Here is a 19,412-nt window from a genome sequence, read left to right on the forward strand (position 1 = left end):
CGTGCTATGGCGGCCGACGGGGGGATCCATGCTGGTTCGTCGACGGAGACGCCTTGCTGGGCGGTGCGCATCCGGCGGGCGGACGGGGAGATCGCGGGCGCCGGCATTCTGCTGAGCCCCGACCGGGTTCTCACCTGTGCCCATGTGGTGGGCCGGGGAACGCGGGTCACCGCGGAGTTCGTCGGCGCGCGCGGCCTCGCGGTCCCCTCGGTGGCGGCATGGGTCGACGGGGACGCGTACGTGCCGAACACCCGGGACGCCGACGGCGATCCCAGCGGCGATGTGGCACTGCTGCGGCTCGAACACCCCAGACCCACGGACGAAACGGTCCTGCTCCACCGGCTCTCCGCGCCGAACCGCGCGGTGCGGATGTACGGCTTCCCTTACGACCACAACGGCGGCATCTGGTTCCGGGCCACCATCGTCGGCGGCTGCGGACGTGACGGGCAGGTGCAGCTGAGCCCGACGAGCCCGGGCGAGCGCGCCAGCCCGGGCTGCAGCGGCTCGGGCGTGGTGGACACCCTGACCGGCAAGGTGATCGGCATGGTCCTCAGCGGCCTCGAGGACCGGCACGGGAACCTGTTCTCCTTCATGAGCCCGGCCGAGACCATCGTCCGGCACCTCCCCCAGGTCGCCCGGTGGACCCGCGGAAGGACTGCCGTCGACGACCGGCTCCGGTCCACGGGGGACGACGCGGCGGAGGCCCTGCTCGACGAGCCGTTCGCCCAGCGCCTCGCCGACTGGCTCCAGGACGACCGGCACCAGGTCGAGATCAGCCTCGTCCCGCCCGGCGACGCCGTGCGGGACGCCACGCTGCGCCGCGCCATCACCCTGGCCGACCGGGAGTTGCGCACCGCGGCGTCCGTCGACCGCGCCTCCCTCGACCCACCCGGTACCGTCCCGTCGGCCGGAGGCCACGACCTCGCCGTGGACGCCACCGGGCTCACCTCCACCGAGATCGCCGAGCGCGTCGCCGAGCGCATGGGGCTGTGGCAGCACCCGGCCGAGCCGGTGGCCGAGCGGGTCAGGGCGGCCGACGTCACCCTGACCCTGGTCGTCGTCGGTGTCGACGAGGCCGCCGACCCACCCGCCCTCCTGGACCTCCTGGACACGCTGCGCGCCAAGGGCAACCGCCTGCTGCTGGTCTTCCGCACCGCGGACGCCTCCTACCGCCGCGCCCGGTACGAACTCGTGGTCAGGCCCGAGCGGGAACGCCGCGCACGCCTCGTCGAGCGGCTGGAGAAGATCACCGGACCGCTCGCCGGGGCCCTGTACCGGCGCATGGCCGCCGTACGGGCCGAGGACACCCGCCCCGCCGACGCGGACCTGATGCGGGCCCACGCCGCGCTGGCGGACCTGAACCGCGCGCGGGACGCCGCCGGTGACGGCGGCCCGAGCCCGGACCTGGCACGGTACGAGCGGCTCGCCGAACGGGTGGCCGACCGGATGACCAGGGTTGTCGCCACCCTCGACGGGCTCCGTGACCGGCGCGACGAACTGGAGGGCAGGCTGCGCAGCTACCACCTGCTGCACCAGAACTCCCTACGGGGCAAGGAGGAGGACCTGACGTTGGACGCCCTCCATCTCCGCGCGTACGAGCTGCTGCGGGCCAGGCCGTGCGACGTGCGGGCCGCCGAGGCCGCGGTCGACGCCTACACCCGCCGCGTCGACGGGCGGGACGCGGAGAGACAGGGGCGGGGAGGTGCCTCCGCGTCATGACGTCCTCGCCGACGCCGTGCCCGAGACCCGACTGCCCGGGCGGCGGCCACATCATGGTGACCGGCTTCTGCGACACCTGCCACCGCAGGGCCCCCGACGAGGTCCGGACGGCACCGGCGCGCCCCACCGCCGAGCCCGAGACCCCGCGCCGGCCGGCCGCCCCGGCCGCCGGCACGCTCGACAACGACGGCCTGCTGATCCTCCCGGACATCCCCTCCCCGGATCCGTCGGAGGCCGCGAGCACCACCGCCGCCCCGCCCACCGGGGGCCGGCGCTGCGGAGTCGACAACTGCACCGGCACCATCGGCGTCACCCACGTCGGAGGCCCCGCCCTCGACCACGGCTTCTGTCCGCAGTGCGGCCGGGAGTACTCCTTCCGGCCCCAACTGCGCCCCGGGGACCGGGTCGGCGGCCACTACCGGGTGCTCGGCTGCCTCGCGGCGGGCGGACTCGGCTGGGTGTACCTGGCGGAGGACACCCGGGTGCCCGACCTGCACGTCGTCCTCAAGGGACTGATCAACACCGATGACGCCCTCGCCCGGCGGTCGGCCGTCGAGGAGCGCCGCTCGCTCACCACGCTCCACCACCGCGACATCGTGCGCATCGTCACGTATGTGCAGCACCAGGCGCCCGGGGACACCGTACCCACCGGGTACATCGTGATGGAGTACGTCGGCGGCCGCTCGCTCGCCTGGATCCGGCGCGCCTCCGACGGGGAACTGGCGCGGCTGTTCGGCGGCTCCTTCGGCATCGGCCACGTGATCACCTACGGCTGCAAGATCCTCGGCGCCCTGGAGTACCTGCACGGCCAGGGCCTGCTGTACTGCGACATGAAGCCCGACAACGTCATCCACTACGGGCGCGACATCAAGGTCATCGACCTGGGAGCCATCCGCCGGACCGACGACCGCTCCTCCGCCCTCGTCTACACGTCGGGCTACGCGCCGCCGAAGAAGGAACGCGACCGGCGCGGCTTCCACGTCGACACCGACCTGTTCACCGTCGGCCGGACCCTGGAGGCCCTCGCCGCCCGCGCCGAACCGGCCGCCGGGCTCGCCGCCCGCTCCTTCGACGCGCTGATCAGACGCGCCACCCACGCGGAGCCGGCGGCCCGCTTCACCTCCGCGGCCGAGATGTCCCGCCAACTGTGGGAGGTGCTGCGCGAGCACCAGGCCCTCGGCGGACACGAGCCCTACCCGGAGCGCTCCACCCGGTTCGAGCCGACGGCGGCGGTGTTCGGCTCGGCTCTCGGCACGGTGCCGGACCTGGACCACTGGACCGGGCGTTCCGGCCCCGGGGTCCCGCACCTGCCCATCGGGGCCCCGGATCCCCGGGAGACGGCCCGTGCCCTGCCCGTCCCGATCCCCGACCCCCACGACGGCGCCGCCGTGCTCCTCGGCGGTCTCGTCTCCGGCGACCCCGTGCGCATCGCGGAGCAGGCCGAACGGGACCCCGCGCTGCGCACGGTCGAGACCGCGCTGTGGCTGTGCCGTGCCCACCTCGGTGCCGGGAACAGGGGCGAGGCCGACCGGTGGCTGGGCACCGCCCGGGAGCAGAGCCGCGAGTACGACTGGCGGATCTTCTGGCACCAGGGCCTGGTGTGGCTGGTGGCGGGTCAGGTGCGGGAGGCGGAGGGCGAGTTCGCCGCCACCTACGCCGCCCTGCCCGGGGAGTCGGCGCCGAAGCTGGCCCTCGGCTACTGCGCGGAGTACCTCTCCGCCGGGGAGCGGCAGACCGGGGCGTACTACGAGGCCGTCTGGCGGCGGGACAGGACCCAGGGCAGCGCGGCCTTCGGGCTCGCCCGGCTCCACCTGCGCCGGGGAGACCGGGCGCACGCCGTCGCCGTACTCGACGAGGTGCCGACGACCTCGCGCCACCACGACGCCGCGCGCATCGCGGCGATCCGGGTGCTCACCGGTCCACTGCCCGGTGCCGGACCCACGCCGGCCCAACTGGCCGACGCGGACCGGCGGCTGGCGCTGCTCAGGGAGACCGCGCGGCACCTGGTGGGCGGCAGGGCGTGGGACCGGCTGGTCACCGAGGTCCGGGAGAACGCGTTCCACTGCCGTCCGCGCACCGGGTGGGGGCCCGGATTCCCGGCCGGTGAGCTGTTCGGGCAGTCGGACACGCCCCGGGCACTGAGCAGTCTGCTGTCCCGCTCGCTGAAGGGGCTCGCGGACCAGGCGGGCGGCGCCGGCGAGCGCAGCGACCTGCTCGACCGGGCCTACGCGGTGCTCCCCGAGGCGGCCGGTCTGCGGGACCTGTTCCGGGGGTGGCGGCGGACGACGTGAGGGTGCGGGGCCCGCGGGTGGGACACCGGCGGGCCGGGAACGGGCCGGCGGGCGGGCCGACGGCCCTGGGACGAGGCGAGGAGCACGGACACCGTGGACGCAGGCGCATCCGTGAACAGAGACGCACGAGACATGCACGCGGCCAAAGGCGCGGCGGGGCGCAACGCCACGGTCGGCCTCGGGATCAGCCAGTGGAAGTACCTGTCCGCGAAGGCGCGTGAGCCGCAGATGCACGCCATCCTGACCGTCGGGGCCGAGGGCACGGAGCACGGCGGTGGAGCCGGCCCGGTGCTCGCCCAGGTCCTGGCCGTGGACTGCTCCAGCTCGATGGCCTATCCGCAGGAGAAGCTCCGTGCCGCCCACCAGGCGGCCGTGGCGGCGTTGCGGATGCTGCCGGACGGCACCCCTTTCGCGGTGGTCCGGGGTACGCAGTCGGCGACCATGGTCTATCCGGCGACCGAGACGATGGCCCGGGCGGACGCCCGGCGGCGCGCGGAGGCGGAGCAGGCCGTGCACCGTCTGATCACGGGGGGAGGCACCTGTATCGGCAGCTGGCTCGACCTGTCCCGCCGGCTGCTGGCGGAGCAGGCCGCGCCCATCGGGCACGTCCTGCTGCTCACCGACGGCAGGAACCAGCACGACGAGCTGATGCCGCTGTCGGACGTGCTGGAGGCGTGCGCCGGCCGCTTCGTCTGCGACGCCTGGGGCATCGGCGACGGCTGGGACGGGCGGGAGCTCCTGCGCATCACCGGCCGCCTGCACGGTGAGGCCTCCTCGGTGCGGGAGGAGGCGGCGCTCGCGCGGGAGTACGAGCAGCTGATGCGCCGTCTGCTCGCGAAGCGCGTTCCCGAACTGGTGATCTCGGTGACCCCGATGGCCGGGGCCGAGGTGCGCTACCTCAAGCAGGTCTTCCCCACCGAGGTGGAGCTCGCCCCCGACGGCGCGGGGCGGGACGACGGGGCTCTGCGGTTCGTCACCCGGGCGTGGGGCGACGAGACCCGCCGCTATCAGCTGTGCCTGTCCGCCGACCCCACCGGGCGGCCCCGCGGGGAGGACCTGCAACTCGCGGTCGTCGCCCTCGACCTGCCCGGCGGCGACGGCGTACGGCTGGCGCCGCCCCAGCCGTGCGTCGTGCACTGGACCGACGATCCGGCCCTGTCCCGGCACACCGACGTCCAGGTCGAGCACTTCGAGCAGCACCAGCGGCTCGGGGAGGCCGTCGCCGCCGCGACCGACGCCCACCGCCGCGGTGAGCGCGACCTGGCGGAGCACCATCTGGGCAGGGCCGTGCACCTCGCCCACACCATCGGCGCGGACCAGTCGCTCGACCGGCTCGGGCGGCTCGTGGAGATCGTCGACGCCGCCGCCGGGCGGGTCAGGCTCCGTCCGGGCGTGGCGGCCGTCGACTTCGAGCATCTGATCACCGCCAGCAGCCACAGCACGTACGGTCCCGGGTCGGGTTCCGCCGACGGCCCGGAGGTCATGGCGCCGGCCGCGGCCACCGTGCGGTGCCCGGCCTGCGACGGGAAGGCCTCGGCGGACGCGCGCTTCTGCCCCCTGTGCGGTCACCGGCTCCGGGAGCGGCCGTGAGCACCACCGGGCGGGACCTGGCCCGCAGGCTCTCCCTGCTGCTGGCCCTCGGGGCCGTGACCACCCTCGTCCTGTTCGGCGCCTACCGGGGTGTGCACGACGACACCGTCCCGCTGGCGACGTCGAGCGCGCCGGGGATCCTGGCCGTGGACACCGCGAGGAACGCGCTGCTCCGGGCGCACGACGCCGTCGACGGGGGCGGGCCCGCGGGTGACACGACCGGTGAGTTCCACACCCGGATCTCGGTCGCCCACCAGAGCATCGCCGTCGCGGCCTCGGAGAACGTCACCGGTCTGGCGGACCGTCACACCCTGCAGACCGTCACCGGGCTGATCACCGTCTACGCGGCCTGGGTGGAGCGGGCCGGCAAGGAACCGGACGCGTCGCTGCGCGGGGCGTATCTGCACTACGCGGAACAGGGCCGGAACGACATCGTCGACCGCCTCGACGAGCTGCGGAACGCACAACTGGACGTCGCCGAGGAGCAGGCGTCCTTCCCCTGGCCGCTGCGGCTGGGCTGGGGCGCGGTCCTGGTGCTGTGTCTCGCGCTGTGCGCGGCGCTGGTGGAGGCGCAGTGGTTCTCGCGGCGCCGGTTCCGGCGCGCCGTGCACCCGCCCCTGCTCGCCGCGACCGTCCTGTGCGCGGCCGGGGTGGCGGTCCTCGGCTGGTTCACCGCGCGGGCGCACACGGCGATGGGCGACTCCCTCGCCGAGCTCCGCGAGGCCCGGGCCGCGGACGAGATCCCCGAGGCCGGTGCGGACGTGGAGCGGTACATGGCGGACGCGGGTCTCTGGGCGTCACTGTCCGGGTGGGTCCTGGTCGGAGGGGTGTTGCTGATGACGTTGACGCTGGTGGGGCTCTGGCCGCGGATCTCCGAGTACCGGTTCCGGGTGCCGCGATGAGACGGCCGCGTGCCCGGACCCTCGGCATCGTCTGCGTCTGTCTGGTCCTGCTCGTGGCGGGGGTGGCCGCGGGCGTGCGGTGGGCGCGGGGCTGGACGGGTTCGGTCACCGTCCTGGCCAACTGGAGCGGCGGCGAGAAGGAGCAGTTCGAGCGCGCCGTGCACGCGTTCGAGCAGGAGCACCGCATCGATGTCGTCTACCAGGGCAGCTCCGCCCTGAGCCAGGTGCTGGCCGCCGATCTCGCGGCCGGTACGCAGCCCGACGTGGCCGTGCTGCCGGGGCCCGGTGAACTGATGGCCTACGCGGCCGAGGGCAGACTCGAGCCGTTGGACGGCCTGTTCGACGCCGGTGACTACGACGGCGTCTGGAGGCCGAAGGTGGCGGGCGAGGACGGCCGGGCCCGCACGTACTGGCTGCCGGTCAAGACCGGTCTGAAGAGCATGGTGTGGCACGCGGGAGGCCTGTCGGATGCCGAGACGGCGAAGGTCGCCGGCGAACCCGACGGCTGGTGCCTGGGCATGGAGTCCGGCGCGACCTCCGGCTGGCCGGGCACCGACTGGGTGGAGGACATCCTGCTCCAGCAGGCCGGCCCCGGGGTCTACGCGCAGTGGGCGACCGGCGACCTCGCGTGGACGGACGCGCGGGTGCGCAGGGCCTGGGAGACCTGGGGCGACCTGGTGGGCGCGGGCGACAGGAAGCGTGCCGAGCGCGTGCTGAAGGACGACTTCGGCCAGGACTGCCCGCGGGAGCGCCTGGAGCACCAGGGGTCGTTCCGTGCCGCGGACTGGAAGCGGGTCGACGGCGACTTCGTCCACTCCGCGCAGGTCATCCCCGGTGCTCGGCCGGACGCCGGACACTGGGAGGTCTCCGGTGACCTCGCGGCCCTGCTGAACGCGACCGACGAGGCGAAGGAGCTGATCCGGTTCCTGGCCGACCCCGGTACCGGGCTGCCGGACTTCACGGCCAACAAAAGGGCCGCCGCACCGGACCGCCACGACGACCCGGTGCGGCGGAAGATCGGCTCGATCCTGCGCGGCTCGCGGCAGACGCTCTGCTGGGACGCCTCGGACACCATGCCCCCGGTCCTGCGCGACGCCTTCCACCAGGCCGTCCTGCACTTCCTCGTCTCGCCCGACGCGCTGGAGGACCAGTTGCGACGCCTGGACGCCCTGCGCGACGGCCGGGGTCCGACACTTCCCGTCTGCGGCGGCGGCTGAGCGGCCGTGCCGGGCGGTTGTCACCGCCGCCCCGACGCCACCGCCACCGCGGCCGTCGTCCGTGCCGGGCCGCGGCCGGTGAGCACGCACGGAAGAGGTTCCCGCCCGGCCCGGCGTCGGAGGACACCTGACCGAGCGGCCGCCGTTTCCGACCGACACCGCTCCGGGCGGTCGGCCGTGTTCGACGCGCTTCACCCCTCGCCCCTTGGCAAGGTGTCCGGGGAGAACCCGTCGACCGTCCGGCACACCGGCAAGGAGCAGCATGAACGAGCCGCAGGCACACCGGCCACTCGTCCACTTGGAGATCCGGGACACGGTGGCGGTGCTCCGCCTGGACGATCCGGACCGCCGTAACGTCCTGTCACCGGGGATGGTGCGTGATCTGGTAGACGCCGTCGACGCGTGCGAGCGGGACGATGCCGTCAGCGCGATCGTGCTCACGGGCGCGGGCCCGGCCTTCTGCGCGGGCGCCGAACTGGACAACCTGCTGGCCGCCGCCGAGGGCGAGGAGCACCGGCTGCGGGAGGTGTACGCGGGCTTCCTGCGGGTCGCCTCGTGCCGGCTGCCGACCATCGCCGCCGTCAACGGCCCGGCGGTGGGGGCGGGCCTCAACCTCGCGCTGGCCTGCGACATCCGGCTGGCTTCCGAAGAGGCCCTGTTCGACTGCCGGTTCACCCGGCTCGGACTGCACCCGGGCGGCGGCCACACCTGGATGCTCACCCGCGCCGTCGGCCACCAGCGGGCCGCCACCATGCTCCTGCTCTCCCAGCCGCTCACCGGGCGGGAGGCCGCCGACGCCGGACTGGTGCTGCGGTGCCTTCCCGGCGCCGAACTCGTCGATGAGGCGGTGGCCCTCGGCGGGCGGGCCGCGGGCACCGACCCCGTCCTGCTGCGCACGGTCAAGCGGAGCCTGTACGAGAGCGGCGCGGAATCCGACTTCACGCGGATGGTCGACATCGAGTTCGACCGCCAGGTGCGTTCCCTGCACCAGCCCGCGTTCAGGGAGGCCCTGGAGCGGGTCCGCGCCCGGCGGCGCACGGACCCCCGAGGCTGAGCTCGCCGGGGCGTCGGACCGGCTCCTGCGGGGCCGGTCCGCGGCTCGTGCCGAGCAGCCGTGCGCCGGCGACGCACAGCGGGGCGGGACGGCTACGCGGTGCGGTTACGCGGCCAGACGCATCACCAGTTTCCTGGCGTGGGACTCGGCGGCCGCGAGGGACTCGGTGCGGGAGGCCTCGAACAGCGGGACCAGGTCGGCCATCGCGGGCACGGCCGGGGCCATCGTGAGCTCGGGGACGATGAAGGTGACGTCCAGGCCGAGACCGGTGCCGAGGACCTGCTGGAGGTAGCTCTGCACATAGTCGTTGCCGTACTGGGGAGTGCCCTCCTGGTACGACCCGCCGCGGCTGGTCACGACGACGGCTGGCTTGCCCGCGAGCGAGGGGTTCTCGGTCATCGCGGTGCGGCCCACGGCGACGACGTGGTCGATCCAGGCCTTCAACGCCGAGGGGATCGAGTAGTTGTACATCGGGGCGCCGAGCAGGATCACGTCCGCCGCCTCGGCCTCCTCGATCAGCCGGCCGCGCAGTGCGAAGGCGGCCCGCTCCTCGGGGGACCGGTCGGCGGGAGCCGTGAAACCGGCGTAGTAGGCGGCGGCCCGCAGGTGCGGTACCGGGTCGGTGTCGAGATCGCGGTGGATCACCCTGCCCTGCGGATGTTCGCTCTCCCATGCCGTGCGGAAGGCGGCGGTCACCGCGCGGGAGTGCGAGTTCTCGTGGTTGAGCGAGGTGTCGATGTGGAGCAGGGTGGCCATCACGATTCTCCTCAGCTTCGTGGTTCGTGGTGTGCATCAGCCTGCTTCCTCAAGCGCACTTGAGGTCCAGGACCTGTGATCCACATCACCGACCACACGGCTCGTGGGAGTGTCACGGTGCCGAGGCCGCCCCACCTGCCGTTCAGCACACGAAGTTCGGGCTGTGGGCCCAGAAGGTCAGGTGCGACCAGGTCTGGGCGCCGACGACGCCGTCGACCGTGATGTCCGCGCACTGCTGGAACCTGCGGGCCGCCGCTTCGGTGACCGGACCGAAGACGCCGTCCTCGGCAAGTCGTCGGCCGGTGAGCGAGTTGTTGAGGTAGCACTGCGCCTGTTTCACCGCCGGGCCTGACGAGCCGCGCCCGACGGTCGGCCGGGACTTGGTGTGATTGCAGACCTGAGTAGCCACTCGGAGTCTCCTCCTCCGCTCCGTCGGCGACCTGCGCGTCAACCTTTCCGAAAAGGACCTTGAGCCTGGTCCACGATTTCTCTGTCCTCATGGTAGGCGCGCCCATCTGCGCACGCACGGGGAGGAATTAGTGATGCAGAAAAGGCCTGATTGACCGGGTGACATTTGAATCGACGACCACTGATCCGGGAAAATTCCACGAGGGGAAAATCATGGGAGCCGGTGCACACAATGGAAGGGAGAGCCGAGAACCACGGAGGCGCGCATGATCACCGCAGAACACGTTTCCGAAGCGGAGACCGATTACCTGGCGCAACTGGAAAAAGCCGGAGAGCGTTTCGAGAGCCGCGCCGCACAGCGCGAGGAGACCCGCCGGACCATCGAGCGCCGGGGCGTGCTGTACGCCGACGCGCCCGACCGGGTCAGGAAGCGGCTGGCACGGCTGAACGCCGACTGGTCACTGGCCAGGTCGATCGAGCGGACACCGACACTGCCCGCCGCGTCCACGGGCAGCACTCTGCCGCTGGCCCCGGAGAACTTCGGCGCCGACGTGCTCGGCCTGGAACGCCTGATGGGCCGGAACAACCTCACCGGCGTGGCCTTCCTGGAGGGAGGGCACCTGGCCTCCCGGTCGATCGGGCGGGTGACCGTCAGGACCCCGACGGGCGGGCACCACGGCACCGGCTTCATGGTGTCCCCCTCGCTGCTGATGACCAACAACCACGTCCTGCGCAACCCGGAGGAAGCGGCTCGCGCCGTCGTCGAATTCGACTTCCAGGCAGGGCTGGACGGGCTGCCCCTCGACCCGGTCACCTTCGCGCTCGAGCCTCAGAGGTTCTTCGCGACCGACCGTGACCTGGATTTCAGCGTGGTCGCCGTGGCCGAGCGCGGCCGGCAGGGCGAGCAGCTCGCCGATTTCGACTGGCTGCCCCTGGACGGGGCGCAGGGCAAGGCCATTCTCGGGGAATTCGTCAATATCATTCAGCACCCCAACGGCGAGCCGAAACAACTCGCGCTGCGCGAGAACCAGATCGTCGATCTGCTGGACCGGTTCGTCCACTACGCGACCGACACCGCGCCGGGCTCCTCGGGATCACCCGTCTTCAACGACCAGTGGGAAGTCGTCGCCCTGCACCACTCGGCGGTGCCGAAGACCGACGACCAGGGCCGGCCCCTGGCCATCGACGGAACCGTCTGGCGGCCGGGGATGGGCGAGCACCGGCTGGCGTGGAAGGCCAACGAAGGGGTGCGCATCAGCCGCGTACTGCAGGCGCTGAGCAGGCTCACGCTGACCGGGACCGCGGCCCGGCTGCGGGACGAGCTGTTCCGGCCGCCCGGCACACCGGGGCCGGGCGAGGGCGCACCGCGGACGGCAGCGGCGGGGCCGGCCGCCGACGGGTTCGCGACGAACGGTTCGGCTCACGTCACCGCCGCCGGCGGAGCCGTCGGCCTCACCGTGCCGCTGCGGATCACCGTCGGCGTCGAACTGCCCACCCCCGGACAGCACGCCTCGGGTCACTCCGTGTCCGTGCTGCCCTCGATCGGCACGGCCGCCGTCCTGCCGCCGGTCCGCCCCTCGGCAGGGCAGGTGGACGGCGGCTCCGCCGCGGCGGGTGACGCCGTCGAGCGGGACCTGCACGCGGCGCTGCGCAACCTCCGGCTCGGGGAGGAACGCGTCTACTACGACCCGGAGGCCGACCGGGAGGCGCGCGACGCCTACTACGCGACCGTCGACGACGGCGCGGACGGCGACGCGCTGCGCCGTGCGCTGACCGGCCTGCTGGAGGAGAGCCACGCGCGCCGCCCCTCCTACAAGCCGTCGCGGCTGCTCTACCCGTGGGTCGACCTCCACCCCGACCGTCTCCTGCGCAGCGTCTACTCCGGCAAGACGTTCACCCCGGAGGAACTCATCCGCGCCGACGCCGCCGCCGAGGCGGCCCGGCTCCGGGGTCTGCAGGAGTTCCTGCTGCGCGAGAGCACGGCGGGCTCGGCCGAACTCGCCGAGGAGCTCGACGCTCTGGAGGCGTCGCTGCCGTTCAACTGCGAGCACGTCGTGCCCCAGTCATGGTTCGCCAAGCGCGAGCCCATGCGCGGTGACCTGCATCACCTGTTCGCGTGCGAGCCCGCGTGCAACAGCTTCCGCGGCAACATCCCGTACATGGACTTCCCCGACTTCGACGAGGTCGTACGGGAGGACTGCGGCATGCGCGAGAGCACGGGATTTGAACCCGAGCACAGCAGGGGGGCCGTGGCCAGGGCGACCCTGTACTTCCTGTTGCGGTACCCCGGGACCGTCGGTGACGAGGCGAGGGAGTTCCCCCCGGAACGGCTGCCCGCCCTCCTGGAGTGGCACGACGACGAACCCGTGACCGAGTACGAGCTGCATCGCAACGCGGCCATCGCCGAGATACAGGGGAACCGCAATCCCCTGATAGACCACCCGGAGTGGGCGCGGACCGTCGACTTCTCCGGCGTCTGGCCCTGAGCGGGCCGCGGCCCGGGTGGTCCGGGACCGGTGAGCGAAGTGGGAAGGGCGCCTGATCAGGGCGGATGCCCGTCAGGCGCCCGCATCACATGGACTTCAGCCTGAGGTACCGGCGAGCTTCGGGCAGTTCGGCCAGGGCGATCAGGACCAGCACGGCGCTGACGGCTCCGACCGCGGCCTTCACGACGCGGGCGGGGATGAAGATGCCTTTCTCCATGGCGGGGTTCACCTCCTCTCGACGGCGTCGGCGAGGAGGTCGGCGAGCAGCGACTCGACGAACGGCACGGAACGCTCGACGGCCTCGCGGACCGGATCGCTGAGACCGACGACGACATCCACCTCGTCGCCGTTCATACGGACCTCGGGCTCGCAGCCGACGACGAGGACGCGGGGCAGGTCCCCGTCGCCCAGCCGCCGGGCGAGGGCGAGGACCTTCACGGGGTCCATGGCGTGGGCCTCGGGAGCGCCGTGGGCGGGGAGCGCGGCGAGGTCGGGTTCGATGACGCTGAGGGTGCCGGGCGACTGTCCGTGCGGGGTGGCGTCCAGCAGGACGACGGTGTCGTAACCGTCCAGCATGCGGTACGCGAGATCCATGCCGCGGATGCCGAAGTCGGCGACGTGGACGCCGTCGGGCAGCGTGCGGCGGGCGAGGGCGGCGGCGGCCTCGGGGCCGAAGCCGTCGTCGGCCATGAAGATGTTGCCGACGCCCGCGACGAGCACGCGGTGGGCGGGCGGCGCGCCGTCGGGCCCGCCCAGCGGTTCGAGTTCGTCGGGGGCGAAGAAGAACCGGTGGCCGATCTGGCTCGCGGCACCCAGGTCGCGGCCCGGGTCGCCCTCGAGGACGACGGCGACGTGCAGCTGCCCCTCGAAATCCTCCTCCACGGCCGCGACTTCGGCGATCCGCCCGGTCAGGGCGAGGTCCATGATGTCCGCCCGGCGGGAGGGCCGCAGCCGCACCCGGGTGCCGGGACGGAAGGAGACGCCGTTCACCGTCCCTCCCCGGGGGCCGTGCGGAACTCGCGGATGGTGCCGTGCAGGTTCATCAGGTCGTCGGTGCCGAGTCCGGCGCAGCGGTCGAGGATCTCGCGTGCCCGCGGGTCACTCGCCCGTGCCTCGGCGCGCTCCTCCTCGGTCATGCTCAGCACGCTCAGCACGAGCAGCTGGTCGATCTCGGTCCCGTCGAACAGGTCGCCCGGGCTCTCGGGCGCGACCCGCGGGAAGTCGTACAGGGTGACCGGCGAGGACAGCACCGCGTGCGCCCGGCCGTCGCCCGCGTCGGCGCCGACCAGGACCGGCCAGGTGCCCTCGTTGCGGCAGGCGGCGGCGTGCTCGCGCAGGGCGGCGGGCGGGTCGAGGAGGGAGACGAAGCGGCCGCTCCCGCTGTGCAGCACGGTGTGCGTGGAGACGAAGGCGTAGGGCGCGGCGGCCTCCCTCGCGTGCCGGGCACCCGGTTCCGGTACCGGGCACGCGGTGGTGTTGGTGATCCGTACGGTCAGCCGGCGTACGCCGTCCGCGACCGGGTCGGCCGTGACCTCGACCGTGCCGGTGAGCCGCCGCCAGGCCCGGACGAGGCAGGCGGTCGCGCCCGGCAGTTCCTCGGTGGCGGTGCCCTCGGGGATGTCGACGGCCGCGGTGGCGGGGGCTCCGGTCAGCACGACCTCCCGTTCGGTCACCTCCTGCCAGCTGACGTACCGCTCCCCCGCCACGGTCAGTTCGTCGACGGCCCGGCCGTCCCGCGTCACCGTGCGGTCCACCACGTGGAGGAAGCGCACCCGCACCGTGAGGTCGTCGGCGGGCCCCTCGTGGAGCACCTGGGTGGACATGGTGGCGGGTTCGCCGAGCGCGTCGGCGCAGGCGGCGGGGAAGACACCGCCGAAGGTCCAGCGTTTGGCGTTCTTCAGCGCGGATCTGCGGTAGGGCCACAGCAGGTAGCCCTCGTACAGGCAGGTCCGGGTGATCTTCTCGACGTCGGAGAGGACCGCGGGGTGCGGTTGGTCGGTGAGGGTCATGTGGTGGAGGTCCCCGAGTGGTGGTGGGCGGTGCCGTCGAGCAGGGCGCGCACGGCGTCGTCGGGGGTGCCGAGGACGTGCCGGGCGCGGTAGGCGTCGAGGCGGTCGTAGGTCTCGCGGGAGAGCCGCAGCCAGGGGCTGCCCGCGTGGTAGCGGTCGGTCAGGGAGTGCCAGAGGGCGGCGGGCAGGCTGTAGCGGGTGTCGCCGTCGGTCCAGGAGACGCGGGAGGCGGCGAGTCCGGGTCCGCCTGGGGTCCGGTGGAAGACGGTGCCGCTGAAGAGGAAGTCGAGCGGCACGTCGCCGTCGTCGCCGACCGCGCGCAGGTACTTGGTGACGGCCAGCTCGGTGTCGTAGGAGCACTCGACGGGGATCTCCACCGTCGTGCGGTCGTCGAAGGCCGGGACGTGGACGGTGGTGCGGGCCCAGGTGAGGGGGCGCATGCCGGCCGCCCACTGGTCGGGCGCCCCGAACAGCTCGCCGAGCGCCTCGTGCGCCTCGGGGCCGTAGCGGCGGCGGGCGACGTCGATACGGACGACTGTGGTCAGGGCGACGGAGCTGACGGGCAGTCCGCCGGTCCTGACGATCTCCAGGCCGAAACGGAGGGTGGGCAGCGCGGCGAAGCGCTCCTCCTCCGCTCCGGTGACGGAGAACGCCAGGACCGGCGCCGTCACCGGGGCGGACAGCGCGGGTGACGCCGTCATGGGGTGGGCAGGTTCGGCATGTCCGGGTCGACCGGATTCCGGCGCTTGGCGTTGATTCCGGTGTAGCTGCGGGCCGTGGTGCGGTCGTTGCGGCGGTGTCCCGGCTGGTGCTTGATCAGGCCCCGGTGGTTGCCGCGCCGTACGCCCGCCACGTGGGCGGGCTTGTCGGGCTCGACGTCGGGTTTGCCTACGGTGATGCCCATGACGCCTCCTCGGTGGTGAAGGGAGTGGGTTCGGTCAGTTCACGGAAGAAGTCCTCGACCCGCTGCCACACCTCTGGGCCGCCGTCCAGTCCCTTCCAGTGTGCGCGCACGACGGCGACCAGGCGGTAGCAGTCGTCGAGCGGGACGAGCCAGTACTCGTCAGCCCCGCGGCTCCTGTGCACCAGCAGGGCCTGTACGTCGGTGACGTGCACCGGCAGGTCGGGGTGGCACTGCTCGACCTCGCGCCAGCTGTCCGCGGCGACGGTGGCGCGCAGTGCGCCCAGTGGGCTCGGGTAGGCGGCGGTGACCTCGCCGTCCTCGCCCGAACGGGTGAAGAAGGCGAGGGAGACGGGGACACCGAGACCCGCCCAGGCGGCGTCGTCGATGCGGCAGCCCTCGAGCCGGCACCGTTCCTGCGGCAGCAGGCGGTAGCCGCCGGCCGTGGTTGCGCCGTGGTCGAACAGCACGGCGCAGGCACGGCAGGCGCAGGAGACCGTGCCGGTGGCGGACTGGAGCACGTGGCGGTGCGGGTACCCGGTCGGCAGCGGCTCGGCGCACAGGTCGCACCGCTCCTCCCGGTCCCGCTGTCTCCCGGCCCGGGATGCCTGCCGGGCCACCCGCCGCAGCCGGCTCATCCGCACGCCCCTCCGGCGACGGGTGTGCGGTCGCGGAACAGCGCGTCGACGGGGATCAGCGCCCCGTCCGCCTGACCGCTCTCCACCCGTACGTCCTCGATCTCCGGAGCCCGCGCGGCCACCGCGTCCCGTACGGCCTGCTCGGTCCGGGCCGAACCGCAGCCGCCGCCCCGGATCCGGACGCGTGCGGCGGTCCCGGACAGCTCCACCAGCTCCGGAGGGCCGGGCAGGGCGGCGAGGGCCTGCCGTACCCGGGTCTCGACCGGGTCGGGGTGCAGGTCGTGGACGAGCAGGAGGTGGCCCACGAGTTCGTCGGCGGCCAGCCGTTCCAGCAGGTCGGGATGGTCCGCCAGGTGGGCGGTGACCCGTCCCAGGCACTGTCCGTAGAGCCCGACGAGTGTCTCGACGGTCTCGGCTGCCCGCTGCGCGGCGAGCCCGTCCGGCAGGGTGTCCAGACCGGACAGCCGCTCCTCGGCCAGCGCCACCTGGCCACGGGCGTACGCGTCGTCCCAGGGTTCCCACGTCATCGCGGGCCGCCCTACGCGAGGGTGCCGAAGGTCGGCGAGTGGGACTGGGTGAGGGTGCGGCCGCCACCGAGGTACATGTGGACACCGCACGGCAGACAGGGGTCGAAGCTGCGGACGGTGCGCATGATGTCGATGCCCTTGAAGTTGTCCGGCCCGTTCTCCTCGAAGATCGGGCAGCCCTGCACGGCGTCCTCGTACGGTCCGGGGGTGCCGTAGAAGTCGCGGGGGCTCGCGTTCCACGGGGTCGGCGGGTACGGGTGGTAGTTGGCGATCTTGCCGTCGCGGATGACCATGTGGTGGCTGAGCACCCCGCGCACGGCCTCGTGGAAGCCGACGCCGATGGCCTCCTTGGGCACCTTGAAGTCCTGGAACGTCTTGGTGACGCCGGAGCGGACCTCGTTGAGGGCCTGGTCGACGAAGTGCAGGGCCATGCCCGCCGCGTAGGCGACGAAGTACATGCGGGCCCGGTTGCGCTCGATGGTGTTGGGGAAGGGCGGGGGCGTCCACTCCAGCTGCCGCTCGGGCGAGGACGGCGTCTTGGGCAGGGTGATCTGCACGCTGTGGCCGGTGGAGCGCACGTACGGGGTGGTGACCTTCCCGGCGAGGGCGGTGACCCACAGACGGGCGATGGGGCCGCCGCCGGTGTCCAGGGCGAGGAAGTCGTTGGTGCGCTTGTCGAACCAGCGGGGGCTCATCACCCAGCTGTACTTGCCGTTCTCCAGGTCACGCTTCTGCGGCGCGGGCAGGGTGGTCTGGTTCCAGGGGTGGCGCTTGTCGACCGGGTTGCCCAGCGGGTCCTTGTCGACGAACGTCTCCTCGCCGGTCCAGTCCTCGTAGTAGGAGCTGCCGAGCAGGATCCGCATGCCGAGGTTGATGTCGACCAGGTCCGTGGTGACGAGCTGGTTGTCGACCACGATGCCCGGGGTGACGAACATGCGGTTGCCCCACTCGTTCATCTTCTTGTAGCTGTAGTCGACGATCTCGGGATCCTGGAAGGCGCCCCAGCAGCCGAGCAGCGTGCGCCGCCGGCCGACCTGCTCGTAGCCGGGCAGGGCCTCGTAGAAGAAGTCGAAGACGTCGTCGTTCATGGCGACGGCACGCTTGATGAAGTCGATGCAGCGGGTGAGCCGCACCAGGTAGTCGGTGAAGACCTGGGGGGTGGCCATCGTGCCGACACCCCCCGGGTAGAGCGTGGAGGGGTGCACGTGGCGGCCCTCCATCAGGCAGATCATCTCGCGGGTGAGGCGGCTCATGACCAGCGCCTCTTTGTAGGTGGCCCCTTCGAAGGGGTTGTACGAGCGCATGATGTCGCCGATGGTGCGGCAGCCGTGCTGGTCCGCGTGCGGGGCGGGGGTGCGCTCGGCCCGCTCCCACACGCCCGGGTTGGTCTCCTTGACCATGCGTTCGCAGTAGTCGACGAAGACCATGTTGTCCTGGAAGATCGTGTGGTCGAACATGTACTCGGCGGCCTCGCCGAGGTTGATGATCCACTCACCGACCGGCGGGGTCTTCACGCCGTAGGCCATGTTCTGCGCGTACACCGAGCAGGTGGCGTGGTTGTCCCCGCAGATGCCGCAGATGCGGCTGGTGATGAAGTGCGCGTCGCGGGGATCCTTGCCCTTCATGAAGACGCTGTAGCCCCGGAAGACCGATGAGGTGCTCTTGCACTCGACGACCTCACGGGCATTGAAGTCGATCTTCGTGTAGATGCCGAGGTTGCCGACGATCCGGGTGATCGGATCGAACGCGACATCGGTGAGGGTGCGCTGCTCCGCGGGGGCGGCCTGGCTCGTCGTCACTCGACGGGTTCCTTTCACACAAGGGGGGTGCCGGGGGTTTGGGGTCACTTGCCGGGCCAGCGCGGCGCGAAGCCGGAGGTGAGTTCGTCGCGGTTGTGACGCCACTTGGGCTCTTGGTTGACCGAACGGTTGGTGATGGCGCGCAGCGTGCGCACCAGCGGTCCGTAGGTGGAGGCCATGAACCCGGACGAGACGCTGCCGCCGGGTGGCTCGTCCATGAACGGCATGAACTTGTCGGGGAAGCCGGGCATGGTGCAGGCGATGCAGATGCCGCCGACGTTGGGGCAGCCGCCGATGCCGTCCATCCAGCCGCGCTTGGGGACGTTGCAGTTGACGACCGGGCCCCAGCAGCCGATCTTCACCTGGCACTTGGGCGAGTTGTAGTCCTTGGCGAAGTCGCCCTGCTCGTAGTAGGCGGCGCGGTCGCACCCCTCGTGCACGGTCTTGCCGAACAGCCAGGTGGGGCGCAACTTGTCGTCGAGCGGAATGGGCGGGGCCATCCCGGCCGCCTGGTAGAGCAACCAGGTCACCGTTTCCATGAAGTTGTCGGGCTGGACGGGGCAGCCGGGCACGTTGACGATCGGCAGCCCGCCGGCCGAACGGAAGTCCCAGCCGAGGTAGTCGGCCAGGCCCATGCAGCCCGTGGGGTTGCCCGCCATGGCGTGGATGCCGCCGTACGTGGCGCAGGTCCCGATCGCGACGACGGCGAAGGCGCCGGGGGCCAGCCGGTCGATCCAGGTGTTGAAGGTGATGGGCTCGCCCGTGCGGGGGTCGTTGCCCATCGAGGTCCAGTAACCGTCGCCGTTGATGCGCTCGTTGGGGATCGAGCCCTCCACGACGAGGACGTACGGCGCCCCGAGTTCGCCGTTGGCGGCCTCGTGGAAGGGGCGGGTGAAGTCGTCACCGCTGTCGTACGAGAGCACCTTGTTGTGCAGCACGACCTTCGGCAGTCCCGGAATGGCTCCGAGGACGACGTCCTCCAGACTGGGCAGCGAGGCGGCGGTGACCGAGATGGTGTCGCCGTCGCAGCTCATGCCTTCCGAGGTCCACAGGATGTGAACCTCCTCCACGGCCGCGGGGGCCTGGGTGTCGGTGCTCATGGGATCCCTTCCTTG

At 72.4% G+C, this 19,412-nt stretch carries 18 protein-coding genes; 7 read left to right on the forward strand and 11 right to left on the reverse strand.

Annotated elements, in window-relative coordinates; genetic code table 11:
- Positions 1-6 precede the first annotated feature (6 nt).
- The 6 genes from ACIBBD_RS05095 to ACIBBD_RS05120 all read left to right on the forward strand — a co-directional run bounded on the left by ACIBBD_RS05095 (position 7) and on the right by ACIBBD_RS05120 (position 8,773).
- Entirely contained in the window at positions 7-1,719 is a 1,713-nt protein-coding gene (locus ACIBBD_RS05095; protein WP_399417899.1) for a trypsin-like peptidase domain-containing protein, read from the forward strand.
- Positions 1,716-4,010 carry a tetratricopeptide repeat protein gene (locus ACIBBD_RS05100; protein WP_399417900.1) on the forward strand — a complete coding sequence of 765 codons (2,295 nt, stop codon included), beginning with the start codon at positions 1,716-1,718 and terminating at the stop codon, positions 4,008-4,010. The genes ACIBBD_RS05095 and ACIBBD_RS05100 overlap by 4 nt, the downstream gene beginning before the upstream one ends.
- A gap of 132 nt (positions 4,011-4,142) precedes the next feature.
- Positions 4,143-5,600: a VWA domain-containing protein gene (locus ACIBBD_RS05105; protein WP_399417901.1), complete on the forward strand. Its 1,458-nt coding sequence runs from the start codon at positions 4,143-4,145 to the stop codon at positions 5,598-5,600.
- Positions 5,597-6,502: a hypothetical protein gene (locus ACIBBD_RS05110; protein ID WP_399417902.1), complete on the forward strand. Its 906-nt coding sequence runs from the start codon at positions 5,597-5,599 to the stop codon at positions 6,500-6,502. The genes ACIBBD_RS05105 and ACIBBD_RS05110 overlap by 4 nt, the downstream gene beginning before the upstream one ends.
- Entirely contained in the window at positions 6,499-7,719 is a 1,221-nt protein-coding gene (locus ACIBBD_RS05115) for an ABC transporter substrate-binding protein (RefSeq protein WP_399417903.1), read from the forward strand. Before ACIBBD_RS05110 ends, ACIBBD_RS05115 begins: the two co-directional genes overlap by 4 nt.
- Positions 7,720-7,981: 262 nt before the next feature.
- On the forward strand, positions 7,982-8,773 hold the full coding sequence (locus ACIBBD_RS05120; protein WP_399417904.1) for an enoyl-CoA hydratase: 792 nt from the start codon (positions 7,982-7,984) through the stop codon (positions 8,771-8,773).
- 105 nt (positions 8,774-8,878) lie between these two features.
- Here the strand turns inward: ACIBBD_RS05120 and ACIBBD_RS05125 are convergent, their stop codons facing one another.
- Both ACIBBD_RS05125 and ACIBBD_RS05130 read right to left on the reverse strand, forming a co-directional pair.
- Positions 8,879-9,529, reverse strand: coding sequence for an FMN-dependent NADH-azoreductase (locus ACIBBD_RS05125; protein WP_399417905.1), 651 nt, complete (start codon positions 9,527-9,529; stop codon positions 8,879-8,881).
- A gap of 142 nt (positions 9,530-9,671) precedes the next feature.
- Positions 9,672-9,938, reverse strand: a complete 267-nt coding sequence (locus ACIBBD_RS05130) for a peptidoglycan-binding protein (protein ID WP_399417906.1) — start codon at positions 9,936-9,938, stop codon at positions 9,672-9,674.
- A 265-nt stretch (positions 9,939-10,203) separates the two neighbouring features.
- On the opposite strand from ACIBBD_RS05130, the gene ACIBBD_RS05135 reads away from it, so the two are divergent.
- Complete coding sequence (locus ACIBBD_RS05135; RefSeq protein ID WP_399417907.1) at positions 10,204-12,423, forward strand: endonuclease; 2,220 nt, start codon at positions 10,204-10,206, stop codon at positions 12,421-12,423.
- Between the two features lie 85 nt (positions 12,424-12,508).
- Here the strand turns inward: ACIBBD_RS05135 and ACIBBD_RS05140 are convergent, their stop codons facing one another.
- The 9 genes from ACIBBD_RS05140 to ACIBBD_RS05180 are packed head-to-tail and all read right to left on the reverse strand — an operon-like array spanning position 12,509 to position 19,397.
- Positions 12,509-12,640, reverse strand: a complete 132-nt coding sequence (locus tag ACIBBD_RS05140) for a DUF6893 family small protein (protein ID WP_399417908.1) — start codon at positions 12,638-12,640, stop codon at positions 12,509-12,511.
- A gap of 8 nt (positions 12,641-12,648) precedes the next feature.
- Positions 12,649-13,413, reverse strand: a complete 765-nt coding sequence (locus ACIBBD_RS05145; RefSeq protein ID WP_399417909.1) for a hydrogenase maturation protease — start codon at positions 13,411-13,413, stop codon at positions 12,649-12,651.
- Positions 13,410-14,432 (reverse strand): hypothetical protein, encoded by a 1,023-nt coding sequence (locus ACIBBD_RS05150; RefSeq protein ID WP_399417910.1) that lies wholly within the window; start codon positions 14,430-14,432, stop codon positions 13,410-13,412. Before ACIBBD_RS05150 ends, ACIBBD_RS05145 begins: the two co-directional genes overlap by 4 nt.
- Positions 14,429-15,133, reverse strand: a complete 705-nt coding sequence (locus tag ACIBBD_RS05155) for a DUF6084 family protein (protein ID WP_399417911.1) — start codon at positions 15,131-15,133, stop codon at positions 14,429-14,431. Before ACIBBD_RS05155 ends, ACIBBD_RS05150 begins: the two co-directional genes overlap by 4 nt.
- Positions 15,130-15,336 (reverse strand): hypothetical protein, encoded by a 207-nt coding sequence (locus ACIBBD_RS05160; RefSeq protein ID WP_037681622.1) that lies wholly within the window; start codon positions 15,334-15,336, stop codon positions 15,130-15,132. The genes ACIBBD_RS05155 and ACIBBD_RS05160 overlap by 4 nt, the downstream gene beginning before the upstream one ends.
- Entirely contained in the window at positions 15,321-15,971 is a 651-nt protein-coding gene (locus tag ACIBBD_RS05165) for a DUF5947 family protein (RefSeq protein WP_399417912.1), read from the reverse strand. The genes ACIBBD_RS05160 and ACIBBD_RS05165 overlap by 16 nt, the downstream gene beginning before the upstream one ends.
- Complete coding sequence (locus ACIBBD_RS05170; RefSeq protein WP_399417913.1) at positions 15,968-16,498, reverse strand: NifU family protein; 531 nt, start codon at positions 16,496-16,498, stop codon at positions 15,968-15,970. Before ACIBBD_RS05170 ends, ACIBBD_RS05165 begins: the two co-directional genes overlap by 4 nt.
- 11 nt (positions 16,499-16,509) lie before the next feature.
- Entirely contained in the window at positions 16,510-18,297 is a 1,788-nt protein-coding gene (locus ACIBBD_RS05175) for a nickel-dependent hydrogenase large subunit (protein ID WP_399417914.1), read from the reverse strand.
- Between the two features lie 44 nt (positions 18,298-18,341).
- Positions 18,342-19,397 (reverse strand): hydrogenase expression protein HypE, encoded by a 1,056-nt coding sequence (locus tag ACIBBD_RS05180; RefSeq protein WP_399417915.1) that lies wholly within the window; start codon positions 19,395-19,397, stop codon positions 18,342-18,344.
- Positions 19,398-19,412: the final 15 nt, after the last annotated feature.

This window comes from Streptomyces sp. NPDC051315, assembly GCF_044455165.1.
Lineage (GTDB): Bacteria > Actinomycetota > Actinomycetes > Streptomycetales > Streptomycetaceae > Streptomyces.